The 12,260-nt window shown below is 48.1% G+C and carries 11 protein-coding genes and 1 tRNA gene; 10 read left to right on the forward strand and 2 right to left on the reverse strand.

All coding sequences use genetic code 11. From position 1 onward, the window contains the following. The 4 genes from murC to ftsZ are packed head-to-tail and all read left to right on the forward strand — an operon-like array spanning position 1 to position 5,041. On the forward strand, positions 1-1,404 hold the full coding sequence (gene murC, locus J2Y43_RS24775) for a UDP-N-acetylmuramate--L-alanine ligase (RefSeq protein WP_409014492.1): 1,404 nt from the start codon (positions 1-3) through the stop codon (positions 1,402-1,404). Between the two features lie 25 nt (positions 1,405-1,429). Beyond that, the gene (locus J2Y43_RS24780) at positions 1,430-2,206 is read left to right on the forward strand and encodes a cell division protein FtsQ/DivIB (protein ID WP_309988186.1); all 777 of its coding nucleotides are present in this window, start codon (positions 1,430-1,432) and stop codon (positions 2,204-2,206) included. Positions 2,207-2,221: 15 nt separating this feature from the next. Next, on the forward strand, positions 2,222-3,568 hold the full coding sequence (gene ftsA / locus J2Y43_RS24785; RefSeq protein WP_309988185.1) for a cell division protein FtsA: 1,347 nt from the start codon (positions 2,222-2,224) through the stop codon (positions 3,566-3,568). Between the two features lie 33 nt (positions 3,569-3,601). Continuing rightward, positions 3,602-5,041, forward strand: a complete 1,440-nt coding sequence (gene ftsZ / locus J2Y43_RS24790; protein ID WP_309988183.1) for a cell division protein FtsZ — start codon at positions 3,602-3,604, stop codon at positions 5,039-5,041. A 45-nt stretch (positions 5,042-5,086) separates the two neighbouring features. Here the strand turns inward: ftsZ and J2Y43_RS24795 are convergent, their stop codons facing one another. Continuing rightward, a complete protein-coding gene (locus J2Y43_RS24795; protein ID WP_309988182.1) occupies positions 5,087-5,629 on the reverse strand; it encodes an NAD(P)H-dependent oxidoreductase in 543 nt (180 codons plus the stop codon). A 219-nt stretch (positions 5,630-5,848) separates the two neighbouring features. On the opposite strand from J2Y43_RS24795, the gene accD reads away from it, so the two are divergent. Continuing rightward, positions 5,849-6,691: an acetyl-CoA carboxylase, carboxyltransferase subunit beta gene (gene accD, locus J2Y43_RS24800; protein ID WP_223400695.1), complete on the forward strand. Its 843-nt coding sequence runs from the start codon at positions 5,849-5,851 to the stop codon at positions 6,689-6,691. A gap of 95 nt (positions 6,692-6,786) precedes the next feature. Here the strand turns inward: accD and J2Y43_RS24805 are convergent, their stop codons facing one another. Continuing rightward, positions 6,787-7,260 carry a nuclear transport factor 2 family protein gene (locus tag J2Y43_RS24805; RefSeq protein WP_309988181.1) on the reverse strand — a complete coding sequence of 158 codons (474 nt, stop codon included), beginning with the start codon at positions 7,258-7,260 and terminating at the stop codon, positions 6,787-6,789. Between the two features lie 59 nt (positions 7,261-7,319). On the opposite strand from J2Y43_RS24805, the gene smpB reads away from it, so the two are divergent. From smpB to J2Y43_RS24830, 5 genes are all read left to right on the forward strand, one after another. Continuing rightward, complete coding sequence (gene smpB, locus J2Y43_RS24810; RefSeq protein ID WP_291200789.1) at positions 7,320-7,778, forward strand: SsrA-binding protein SmpB; 459 nt, start codon at positions 7,320-7,322, stop codon at positions 7,776-7,778. A gap of 147 nt (positions 7,779-7,925) precedes the next feature. Then, positions 7,926-8,435, forward strand: coding sequence for an HNH endonuclease (locus J2Y43_RS24815; RefSeq protein WP_223400692.1), 510 nt, complete (start codon positions 7,926-7,928; stop codon positions 8,433-8,435). 293 nt (positions 8,436-8,728) lie between these two features. Next, positions 8,729-10,525, forward strand: a complete 1,797-nt coding sequence (gene rpsA, locus J2Y43_RS24820) for a 30S ribosomal protein S1 (protein WP_291200783.1) — start codon at positions 8,729-8,731, stop codon at positions 10,523-10,525. Positions 10,526-10,612: 87 nt separating this feature from the next. After that, a tRNA-Cys gene (locus J2Y43_RS24825) sits at positions 10,613-10,683 on the forward strand. A 294-nt stretch (positions 10,684-10,977) separates the two neighbouring features. After that, positions 10,978-12,249: a c-type cytochrome gene (locus tag J2Y43_RS24830; protein WP_309988957.1), complete on the forward strand. Its 1,272-nt coding sequence runs from the start codon at positions 10,978-10,980 to the stop codon at positions 12,247-12,249. Positions 12,250-12,260: the final 11 nt, after the last annotated feature.

Here is a 12,260-nt window from a genome sequence, read left to right on the forward strand (position 1 = left end):
ATGTCATCCTCTGTGACAAACTGGAAATATATCTATTTTGTAGGAATAGGCGGGATCGGAATGAGTGCGCTGGCCCGCTGGTTTAAGGCTAATGGCTTTGAAGTGGCCGGTTATGACAAAACCATGACTCCACTGGTGGGCAAACTCATTGAAGAAGGCATTCCGGTGACGCTCGAAGATGAAATATCGACGATCCCGGCTGATTTTAAAGCCGATCCGCAGCAAACGCTCGTCGTGTACACACCTGCCGTGCCTGTGCAGCACAAGCAAATGCTTTATTTCCGGGACGAAAATTTCATGATTCTGAAACGCTCGCAGGTACTGGGTATTTTGACCAAAAACCTGAGGACGATCGGTGTCGCGGGTACGCACGGGAAAACGACCACGTCCTCACTCGTAGCGCATATCCTGCGCCACGCGCATGTGAACAATACAGCATTTTTGGGCGGTATTACCCAAAACTACGGCACGAACCTGCTGCTCAACGAACCTACCGACAAACTGGAAGAGGTTTTTTGTGTAGTTGAAGCCGACGAATTCGACCGCTCTTTCCTTACATTGTTCCCGGAAATCGCGATTGTAACATCTACCGACGCCGACCACCTCGATATTTACGGCAAGCACGAAGCCGTGCTCGAATCGTTCCGCGATTATGTGAGCCAGATCGACGAAAACGGGGCATTGTTCATGCGCGAGGGCCTCGAAATCGCCGACAGTTGTAAGGCGAAGGTGTTTTCCTACTCATTAAATAGCGGCCCTTACCGCTCGGAGAATATCCGCATTGAAAACGCCCGTTTCGTATTCGACCTGATCTACCCCGGCGGTGTGATCGAAGGCATTGCGATGAAAATCCCGGGTTACCATAACATCGAAAATTCGATCGCGGCGAGTGCCGTAGCATTGTATGTGGGTGTGGAACCTGCGAAAATCAAGGAAGCGCTCGAAAGTTACGGTGGCGTGAAGCGCCGTTTCGAATACCAGGTCGAGGAAGAAGGCAATGTATATATCGACGACTATGCGCATCACCCGACGGAAATCGAGGCATTCCTGTCTTCGGTGAAGGGCCTGTACCCAGGGCGCCATGTGACGGCGATCTTCCAGCCGCACCTGTTCACCCGCACGCGCGACTTCGCCGACGGCTTCGCAGAAAGTTTATCATTGGCCGATCGCCTTTTGTTACTGGACATTTACCCCGCACGCGAACTGCCGATCGAAGGCGTCAATTCTGAAATGATCCTGGACAAAGTGACCTCGAATGATAAACAACTGGTTGCAAAAGAAGAAGTTTTACAACTTTTAAAAGAATTAAATACGGATATTGTGGTCACGATAGGCGCCGGGGACATCGATACTTTGGTAGGCCCGATACGCGATTTGCTGCAAAATCCAGTTGCGAATAATTAGTCAAAGCATTTTTAATATTACTAAGATGTTACGTAAATTTGACTATTCATGGACTTTGTTGAAGCGTAGTTTGTGGCTTATTCTGCCAATTGCCGGCATCGGTATGGCGGAAAGCAAGCTGGGTCAACAGCGTTGTACAAATCTCGTAATATCGATCCAGGGCGATTCGGGTACAAGATTCCTGAACCAAATGGATGTACAAATGCTGCTGACCGAGAACGGCGGTGACCCGTTGATCGGAGCCAGGCTCAGTGATGTAGCCCTGCATGATCTGGAAAACCGTGTCAGCCGCAACAAATTGATCAAGAAGTGTCAGGTTTTTCGTGACCTCAGGGGCAATATAGTAGTCGAAGTAGAGCAGGAGAAACCGCTTGCGCGCTGGATTAACACGTCGGATAATGGGGAAATGCGAAACACCTCGGGATACTATATCAACCATGAGGGCGTTTTTTTTCCTCTATCAGAAAGTTATTCAGCAAGAACGTTACTGGTTTCAGGGGCGTATTTCCAGAACCCTCAAAAACTGAGGTCCGAAAAGGGCGCTCAGGTTTTGGAGTTATTGCGTTTTCTGAATACCGACCCGTTCTGGAAGGCGCAGGTTACGCAAATGAATGTGGATAAGGATGGTGAGATAGACCTTACGACATTGCTGGGCGATCAACGGATCGAACTGGGGATGGCGGAAGATTTCGAGTCCAAATTCAAAAAGCTGCGCATCTTTTACGATAAGGTGCTTAGCAAGGATTGGGGCAGGTATAAGAGAATTAGTGTTAAGTTTCAAGATCAAATAGTTTGTGAATAATAATTCACCATCAGCATGGCACACGATAAGATTGTAGTTGGGGTAGATATTGGAAGTACTAAAATAACGGTGGTGGCTGCGCAAGGCTCAGCGACACGCCGGAACAATATCGAGATTTTGGGCTTCAGCGAAGTCCCTGTGCCGTCGGGAGCAGTAGTAAACGGCTCCGTTGAAAACATTAAACAGGTTGGCAGCGCGATCAAGGAAGCACTGGCGGAAGCCGGTTCACGGTCCGATCTCGATATAGGAATAGTCAATGTGAGCTTTGGCGGCACGCACGTGAAAGTGAGCGCGCAGAGCGACGGCGTGATCAGACCGTCGGCATCGTCGGGAGAGGAAGTAACGCAGCGGGATGTAGATCAGCTGGTCGACGATATGTACCGCGCGAAAATCGAACCGAACTTCGATGTGCTGCATGTGTTGCCGATGGATTTCACCGTCGATAACTCGACAGGCGTACGTGAGCCGGTAGGCCGCACGGGCATTAAGCTGGGAGGTAACTTCCTGGTGGTATCTGCCAACAGCCAGTCGGTATTGCGTACCAAGAAAAGCCTCGCCGAAGCGGACCAGGCGTTGAAATGCGATAAGCTGGTACTGGCGCCATTGGCAACCAGCCTGGCCGTGCTGACCGACAACGAAATGAAAGCCGGCATCGCGATGGTGGATATTGGCGACCATACTACGGACTTGATCATTTACCACGATCGCATTGTGCGTCATATTGCCTCGTTCCCGATCGGCGGACGGCACATCACCTCCGACCTAGAAGTGGGCTGCGGGATTCAGTTTGAGAATGCGGAGCATTTGAAAAAGGAATATGGCGTGGCAGTGTCCGCAGACGTTCCTTTGAACGTAGAAATCCTGATCAACTACCTGGCAGGGCGCCAGCCGAAACCGGTTTTGAAAAAGAATGTGGCCTTGATCATCGAAGAGCGTCTGAAAGAAATCGCGGCGATGGTGTATGCGGAGATCATCAAGTCGGGGTATGCCGACAGACTGATCGGCGGGCTCGTCCTCACCGGCGGCTCGGCGAATATTCCGGAGATCGAGGCATTGTTCGAAAGGGTTACCGATATGTCGGTGCGCGTGGGTTATCCCGAAAACCTGGAACGGACGGCGAAGGCGGATGCGGTAAGCAATGCTTCGTTTAATACCGCAATCGGACTGGCCTGGGCTGGATTGAAATCAGTGGATCCACGGGTGAAATCGGTTTGCAAGCCTGCATCTGCATTCAACACGGGCAATGTCGTTCAGAAGGAACCTGTGAAGGAAGTAAAAGAGGCACCAAAGCGTAATGGTACGTTTTGGGATAACATAACAGGCATTATCGGTAAGAAAGACGAGAGTCTGGGAGACTACTAACAGCCATATCACATACTCAACCCCGGAAAGAATATGAACAATAGCTTGTTGCACGCATTAGACCAGGACTATATAGTGAACGAAATCATCAAAGACCCAAACGGAGAAGGCCACGGTGAACCGGCTATCATCAAGGTGATTGGTGTTGGTGGGGGTGGTAGCAATGCTGTGAACTACATGTTTGAGAAAAAAATCAAGGATGTAGAATTTGCGGTTTGTAATACTGACAGGCAAGCGCTGGCTAATAGCCCGGTACCTGTCAAAATCCAGTTGGGTGCGACTTTGACACAAGGCCTGGGAGCCGGTACCGACGCCACGAAAGGCAAGGAAGCGGCTTTGGAGACCATCGAGGAGATCAAAGGCCTCCTGGGAGGTTCTACACAGATGGTATTTATCACCGCCGGTATGGGTGGTGGAACGGGAACGGGTGCAGCACCGGTGATTGCTCAATTGGCCAAGGAAATGGGCAAACTGACGGTGGCCGTAGTGACCGCTCCTTATACCTGGGAGGGACTTGATAAGAAAGAGCAAGCGCTCGAAGGTATCGAGCAGCTGAAAGAATATAGCGACACGGTCCTCGTGGTGCTCAACGACAAGCTCGAAGAATTGTACGAGGACATGACATTGACGCAGGCGTTTGCAGAAGCGGACGGGATCTTGCTCAATGCCGTGAAAAGTATTTCCGAGATCATTACCACGAATGGTAATATCAACACCGACTTCAAAGATGTGGAGAAAGTGTTGAAAAGTGCCGGTCAGTCGGTTATGGGGACTTCGGAATCCACCGGTGCCGACCGTGCGCAGAATGCCATCAAAGAAGCACTGGACTCACCGCTTCTGAACGACCGCGACATTCGTGGCGCAAAAAGGATCCTCGTAACGCTTGCTACCAGCAAGAAAAAGGAGGCTACCATGCGAGAGCAGCGCGAAATCTGGCAATATGTGCTCTCACAAGTGGGTGGCGAAGCACGTATGTTCAAACTGGGGACGATCACCGACGATTCGCTGGGCGATAAGCTCCGGGTTACCGTCGTGGCGGCGGGTTTCGACAGCATCGAATCGCCGATCCCCGGTATTCAGCTCAAAGGAGTGAAAGGGCAGCCCGAACCGACTCCCGTAGTTGTGGAAGAGCCCAAAGAAGAGCTTCCTCCCGTTGTAGTTGAAGAAGAGGAATTGGTATTGACAGGTGAACTGGAAGAAAATACACCAACCAGCTCGATCGACCTCGTTCTGGAAGATGAAAGAGTAACGCATGGCTTTGATCCGATCAACATTTCGCTGACGGAAATTGAACCGGCGAACGACTGGACCGACGAAGATGCCCTAAAAATGGAAATGATGGTGAAGTCGTTCCGGGATGGGCTGGTGAAATATGCCGATCTGGAAGGCCCGGCGTATCGTCGCAGCAGGGTGGAACTCTGGAAGCGACCTACGATTCCGGCACATGAAATGGAACAGCACTGGCTGAAATAGCAAAAAGGGAGCGATGAGCTCCCTTTTTTAATGCATTTAAATGTCCTAAAAGTGGATGATCTGTCCTGCCTGTATTTCGAGCAGTTCTTTATATAATGCGTTTGACATCACATTTTCGTTGTAATGCGAGCGGATCTGCGCGAGCTTCACACGTAGCGCGAGCGTGTTCATGCCCAGGTAACTGAAAACGTCGTTCAGGTGGCTTAATGCAATGGCCGCGCCTTGCATGTTGGACGACAATCCTACCAATGCGGCTTTTTTGTTGGAAAAACTGTTAGGATAAGGAAGACCGTCAATAAACGCTTTGAGCACACCCGGGTAGGAGCCATTGTACTCAGGCACGATGAAAACGAATTTGTCGGTCTGTTCCAGTAATGATTTCAGGTTGTTGAATGATTCGTTCTTGCCGGTATTGGCATATAATGCGGATACCGTAAAATCATCGGGTAGGTTCACCAGATCAAGGATAATGCTCGGTGCGTGCAACTGTTGTAGAATTCCCTGATAATATTCCGCTATTTTCCTGGACATCGAGTTGGGCCGGTTGGTACCAACGATGATCACAATAGGCGATGTAGATGCAGTCATGTGCCGGTTAATGTTCTTGTCACTAGTAACAAATTATGTTTGAAATTGTTCTAGCGACGCCGTTACTGGCAGCAAATCTAACCGTCAAACCGACACCTTACCATGGTGGTTTTCATGATACACAACAATTATTGTTATATTTGAGCCCGTTATTCATCATGAAATTTAAGTAATTATCTGGCTTTCAGATTGTTATACATAAATCAACCCACATAAAATATGTCCTGGTTTATTCGCAAAGAAAAAGGTATCAATACACCAACTGAAATGAAGCGCGAAGCGCCGGACGGTTTGTGGTATCAATGTCCTAATTGCAAAAAAATCACTCCTACCAGGGAACATAAGCAGAATGCTTTTACCTGCCCGCATTGTAACTACCACGAGAAGGTGGGTTCGGATGTATATTTCAATTTGCTTTTCGACGACAACGAGTTCATCGAGCTCGACGCTAACCTGATCTCCGGTGACCCGCTGGGTTTTGTGGATACCAAAGCTTATCCCGACCGGATTAAGTCGACCATGAAGAAAACCGGGTTGAAGGATGCGGTTCGCACAGGACATGGTAAAATGAATGGCCTGGACCTCGTGATCGCTTGTATGGATTTCAGTTTCATCGGCGGATCGATGGGGTCGGTTGTGGGAGAAAAAATTGCCCGCGCGATTTCCTATTCGCTCGAAAAGAAGATCCCTTTCCTGATGATTTCGAAGTCCGGAGGAGCCCGGATGATGGAGGCAGGGTTTTCACTGATGCAGATGGCTAAGACCTCGGCACGCCTGGCGCAATTGTCGGAGGCCAAAGTACCCTATATTTCTCTGCTAACCGATCCTACAACCGGCGGTGTAACAGCGTCTTATGCGATGCTGGGAGACTTTAATATTTCGGAGCCCGAAGCATTGATCGGTTTTGCCGGTCCGCGTGTAATCCGGGAGACGATCGGTAAAGACCTGCCGAAAGGCTTCCAAAGCGCGGAATTCGTTCTGGAACACGGTTTCCTCGATTTCATCGTCGATCGCAAGGATTTGAAGGATAAATTGACAAGCCTGCTGAATATGCTCAAATAGGCAATAACATTTAGCAAAGCGGCCCGTCAGGTTATCTGGCGGGCCGCTTTGTATTTAGGTAAATGCCATTTGCATTTGAATGCGGAATGTGCGGATCAGGGGCAAGCGTCTTTGCGCCGCGTGTCGGTAATGTCGTTGATCTTCCAACCGGTGTTGGTTTTGATCAGATTGAAAACGTTGACGCCGCAATGCGAGAATTTGTCGCCGAGGTAAAACTTGTAGGGCGCCCAAACAACGGCCATTGGCCCGTCGATGGAAACCTTGACGTCGTAAATGCGCTCGTCCCATTGTTCCTTGTGTGGAGTGCCAACAGCCTTTACGAAGCCATCGACGCTACCCTTGTGAGTGATCACCGAATCGGCGGCGTTTTTGGAAATGGAAGTCAATGCGGCTGTTTTGGTAAATACGCTTCTGACGGCCGTGGAGTCGCCGGTGCGCATCCCCGTGAACAGCTTATCCACGACCTGCCGGGCGTCGGTTTCGTCGGATGGCGGCATAGCGGCGCTTGCGGCGGAGGCAAATGCATTTGCGAGTAGTGCAAGTGTCAGGAAATGGCTAATAGGTTTCATTGGTATAGTTTTAACAAAAACTTAATTTTGAGCCCCTTCGTAAAATTTTGGGAATCGATATGTCGGAAAAAATAGTTAAAAAAGTAGATATAAGGAACAGGCGGGCTTCATTCGAGTACTTCTTTCTGGAAGAGTTCACGACCGGTATGGTGCTAACGGGCACCGAAATCAAGTCGATCAGGCAGGGTAAGGTCAATTTTCAGGACGCTTACTGCCTCTTTATGGATGGGGAGCTCTTTATCCGCAGCCTCCACATTTCGCCTTATACGGAAGGTACGCATTACAACCACGAGCCCATGCGAGACCGCAAACTGCTGATTACCAAGCGCGAACGTAAAAAGTTAATAGAAGGCTTGAAGGATGTGGGCCTTACGATTATACCTGTCCGGTTATTTACCAGCGATCGTGGGTTAGCGAAGCTGCACATTGCATTGGCCAAAGGTAAAAAGCTTTACGACAAGCGCGATAGTATAAAAGAACGGGACGTGAAGCGTGAGAACGACAGGGCGGGTTACTGACTAGCCAGCAGCTTTGACATGCAAAATGTGCTAATCCAGTGATCCTCGGGACTTTCTGTTAAATTTCTTCAACAATATTTGAAAATACCGGAGCGTTTTTTCTGGTGAAATATTCTTATATTGTGGGAATTAACTACCACAGGGCTCATGGGTAAAGTACTGGTTCTGAATCAAGATTATAGCGCACTAAGTGTTTGCACAGTTCCGAAGGCATTTCTGCTGGTTTATATGAAAAAAGCGGAAATGCTCGCAGAGTCTCAACAGGAGCATCTCAGGACTGTCAACGACAGGTATCCCATGCCCGTCGTGATACGTCTCCATCGTTACATACACATACCGTACAGGGGCGTAGTCATGACCAGGCAAAACCTCTTCAAGCGGGACGGCAACAGGTGCCAGTATTGCGGAACCCACGATAATCTGACCCTGGACCATGTGATGCCGAAAAGTAGGGGAGGGAAAACCACCTGGGATAATTTGGCCACCGCATGTAAAAGATGCAACTCCCGCAAAGGAGACCATACGCCGGAAGAGGTTGACATGCCGTTAAAGCAGCGACCGTTCCGGCCTTCTTTTTTAATGTTCATTCGTGATTTCTCAGGCATGGCCGATGATGAATGGCTGCCTTATCTTGGATCAAAGGAACGGTCTTGCTGATCGGCATCTTCTTCGCTTATTGTCATGCATTGTCAGGAGAGGTTATTTGTTGTTTTGTTCAAATTATGCCTCCTGAAAACCTGACGATTACCTGACTACTTCCTGACCACAACCTGACTTTTTCGCGCCCGAATGGCGCCCATCTCCTTTCTGCCAAATTAAATTTGCCAACCCTTCGGATTCTCGCTGGGATTGTGTAATTTTGCGTCCTGATTTTTCAAAAATACTTGTTGAACTAATTTTCAGCCGATTAGCCTGGCGGCTGATGTATTCAAGGGCCATTATTCCTATTTATGTCTAAGGAAAAACAAAATCAACCGCTTCCCGAATTCGATTGGGATAAAGCATCAGACAAAGGTTTCGGAACCGCTTATTCATCAGCTGACCGTAGCCGTCTGGAACAAATGTATGAGACTACCCTTTCTCCGGTTTCGGAAAAAGAAGTAGTTAAAGGTGTTGTAGTAGGTATTACAGACCGTGAGGTGATCCTAAACATCGGATTCAAATCTGATGGTATCGTTTCATCCAATGAATTCCGCGACCTGCCAGGTTTGAAAATCGGCGACGAAGTGGAAGTTTACGTAGAGAACCAGGAAGACGCACAAGGTCAGCTGGTACTTTCACGCAAAAAAGCGAAAGTTATCACTGCATGGGATAACATCCAGAAATCATTCGACGAGGATGTTGTTATCGATGCAAATGTTAAGAGAAGAACCAAAGGTGGTCTTATCGTTGATATTTTCGGCATTGAAGCCTTCTTGCCAGGTTCACAAATCGATGTGAAACCAATCCGCGACTTCGACGTATTCGTTGGAAAGCGCATGGAAGTAAAAGTTGTGAAAATCAACTACGCTAACGATAACGTAGTAGTATCTCACAAAATCCTGATCGAGAAAGACCTCGAAGCACAACGTCAGCAAATCCTGAACAACCTTGAAAAAGGTCAGGTACTGGAAGGCGTGATCAAAAACATGACCAACTTCGGTGTGTTCATCGACTTGGGTGGTGTTGACGGTCTGTTGCACATTACTGATATCTCTTGGGGCCGTATCAACCACCCATCTGACCTCCTTTCACTGGATCAGAAACTGAACGTGGTTGTTCTCGACTTCGACGAAGAGAAAAAACGCATTTCTTTGGGTCTGAAACAACTTCAGTCTCACCCATGGGATTCTCTGGACGAGTCAATCCAGGTTGGATCGAAAGTTACAGGTCGCATCGTGAACGTTGCTGACTACGGCGCTTTCCTTGAAATCAAACCAGGTGTTGAAGGTCTGATCCACGTTTCTGAAATGTCATGGTCTCAGCACCTGCGCAATCCACAGGAGTTCATGAATGTGAACGACGAGATCAGCGCGGTTGTATTGACGCTTGACCGTCAGGAGCGCAAAATGTCTCTGGGTATCAAACAACTTACCGAAGATCCTTGGACTCAAGGTTCATTGAAAGAGAAATATGCGATCGGTACCCGTCACAAAGGTGTTGTTCGTAACCTGACCAACTTCGGTCTCTTCATTGAATTGGAAGAAGGTATCGACGGTCTGGTACACGTTTCTGACCTTTCATGGACTAAGAAAATCAAGCATCCTTCCGACTTCGTGAAAGTAAACGACGAGCTGGAAGTAGTTGTACTTGAACTGGACGCGGAAAACCGTCGTCTGGCTCTGGGTCACAAGCAGCTTGAAGAAAACCCATGGGATACTTTCGAAAGCATTTTCGAAGTAGGTTCAGTACACAAATCGACTATCGTTGCTAAGGGTGATAAATTCGCTACACTCGAACTTCCTTACGGAATCGAAGGTGTTGCTTCTATCAAAAACCTTGCGAAAGAAGATGGAACATTTGCTGAGGTAGGTGAGAGCCTTGACTTCACTGTTCTTGAATTCCTGAAAGACGAGAAGAAGATCGTTCTGACTCACTCTAAAGTAAAAGGTGTTCCTGCTGAAGAAAAGAAAGAAGCAAAAGCTGCCAAAGCTCCTGCTGCTGAATCAGTGAACAAAGAAGTAGAAAAATCTACTTTCGGAGACCTTAGCGTTCTGTCTGCTTTGAAAGAGCAGCTGGAAGAGAGCGAAAAGAAAGGAAAAAAGTAAAATAAAATATGGTGTAGAAGAATTTTTTAATACTTTTGCACCCGGAATCAGCTGCCAGCCTCGTGCAGGCAGCTGATTTTAAAAAATGGTTCCGTGGCCGAGTGGCTAGGCAGAGGTCTGCAAAACCTCGTACAGCGGTTCGAATCCGCTCGGAACCTCCCCTTGAATTGTGGTCATTTTCCCCAGATTTTGGACACAATTAAATGCCTGAAAAATACCATTTGGATACCGCTTTTTAAACGAGCTCCAAATGGTATTTTTTTTGCTAGTTGGCTGAAAATCAGGCCCTATGAATTTTGTAACTGTTGTTAATTTAGTCTAGCAAATTAGACAAATTATAAATAAGAAGGTGGGGTAAAATATCCCTGAAATACTTTTGTGGATAAAAAATCGTAAGCTAGTTTTGTCTGTTGAAGAATAATGAATAGTTGATTATGAATATACCATTCCGAATGGACGCTAAGTTTTGTTCCTTCTTTAATTACTCAAAAACCTTTGTAGCTATCCTCTTAGCTATCTTATTAAGCGTACCCACTTTAGTGTCAGCCCAGGATAGCACCGCTACCGCTGCTGCTGCACCCGCTGGTGGTGGCGACGCTGCAAAAGGTGAGTCGATCTTCAAAAACAACTGCGCCCAGTGCCACGCTCCGACAGACGAACGTGTAGTGGGTCCAGGTTTGAAAGGGGCAAGCTCCCGCCACGATTTTGCATGGCTTACCAAATGGGTACGTAACTCTTCGGCGATGATCGCTTCCGGCGATGCTTACGCTGTCAAGATTTACAACGAGTATTCGAAAGCTCAGATGACGAGCTTCCCGAACCTTTCGGATGATGACATCAAAGCGATCTTCGCTTATGTAGACCAGGCGTCTGCTGCTCCTGCTGCTGCGGCGGCCGGTGCTGCTCCTGCTGGTGGTGCTGCTGCCGGCGATGCCAAAGGCGGTGCGCCTTCCGATCTGTTCGTGATCGTACTGGTTGCATTGGTAGTTGTAATGGTACTGGTACTCGGCGTTCTGCTCGTGATCGTATCGCTTCTATCGAAAGCGGTTAAAGGTGGCGGCGCTGAAACTGAGGCTGCTGCCGGTGAAGGTTTCGGTGGATTGCTGAAAAGAATCACTGTTGATCCTGCCATTCGTTCTGCGACACTCTGGATTTTCGTTTTGCTCGTTTTGAAATCTACTTTGGACGGTGCGTTTAATGTAGGGGTTCAGCAAGGATACGCTCCTAAGCAGCCTATTTCATTCTCTCACAAACTGCATGCAGGCGAATACAAAATCGACTGTAACTACTGCCACACCGGCGTTAACCGCGGTAAATCGGCACACATACCTTCTGCTAACATCTGTATGAACTGCCACGGTGTTATCAAAAAGGAATCTCCTGAAATTCAAAAGATTTATACTTCTATCGAGAACAATCAGCCTATCGAATGGGTGCGCGTTCACAACTTGCCTGACCTGGCTTACTTCAACCACGCCCAGCACGTGAACGTGGGTGGCCTGGAATGCCAGAACTGCCACGGCGAAGTGGAGAAAATGGAAGTAATACAGCAACGTTCGTCACTGACGATGGGATGGTGTATTGATTGTCACCGTAAAACTGAGGTAAATACTAAGGACAATCAGTACTACGACAAGCTGGTACAGTTGCACGCTTCTGAAAGCAAAGAGGCTTTGAAAGTAGCGGATATTGGTGGTCTGGAATGTTCTAAGTGCCACTACTAATCAAGAAATTA

The organism is Dyadobacter sp. BE31 (assembly GCF_031457695.1).
Classification (GTDB): domain Bacteria; phylum Bacteroidota; class Bacteroidia; order Cytophagales; family Spirosomataceae; genus Dyadobacter.

Bases quoted from the DNA above. Each gene is read 5' to 3' on its own strand.
- ftsZ (WP_309988183.1), top strand. From the start codon at position 3,602: ATGAACAATAGCTTGTTGCACGCATTAGACCAGGACTATATAGTGAAC.
- murC (WP_409014492.1), top strand. From the start codon at position 1: ATGTCATCCTCTGTGACAAACTGGAAATATATCTATTTTGTAGGAATA.
- ftsA (WP_309988185.1), top strand. From the start codon at position 2,222: ATGGCACACGATAAGATTGTAGTTGGGGTAGATATTGGAAGTACTAAA.
- J2Y43_RS24830 (WP_309988957.1), top strand. From the start codon at position 10,978: ATGGACGCTAAGTTTTGTTCCTTCTTTAATTACTCAAAAACCTTTGTA.
- J2Y43_RS24805 (WP_309988181.1), bottom strand. From the start codon at position 7,260: ATGAAACCTATTAGCCATTTCCTGACACTTGCACTACTCGCAAATGCA.
- smpB (WP_291200789.1), top strand. From the start codon at position 7,320: ATGTCGGAAAAAATAGTTAAAAAAGTAGATATAAGGAACAGGCGGGCT.
- rpsA (WP_291200783.1), top strand. From the start codon at position 8,729: ATGTCTAAGGAAAAACAAAATCAACCGCTTCCCGAATTCGATTGGGAT.
- accD (WP_223400695.1), top strand. From the start codon at position 5,849: ATGTCCTGGTTTATTCGCAAAGAAAAAGGTATCAATACACCAACTGAA.
- J2Y43_RS24780 (WP_309988186.1), top strand. From the start codon at position 1,430: ATGTTACGTAAATTTGACTATTCATGGACTTTGTTGAAGCGTAGTTTG.
- J2Y43_RS24815 (WP_223400692.1), top strand. From the start codon at position 7,926: ATGGGTAAAGTACTGGTTCTGAATCAAGATTATAGCGCACTAAGTGTT.
- J2Y43_RS24795 (WP_309988182.1), bottom strand. From the start codon at position 5,629: ATGACTGCATCTACATCGCCTATTGTGATCATCGTTGGTACCAACCGG.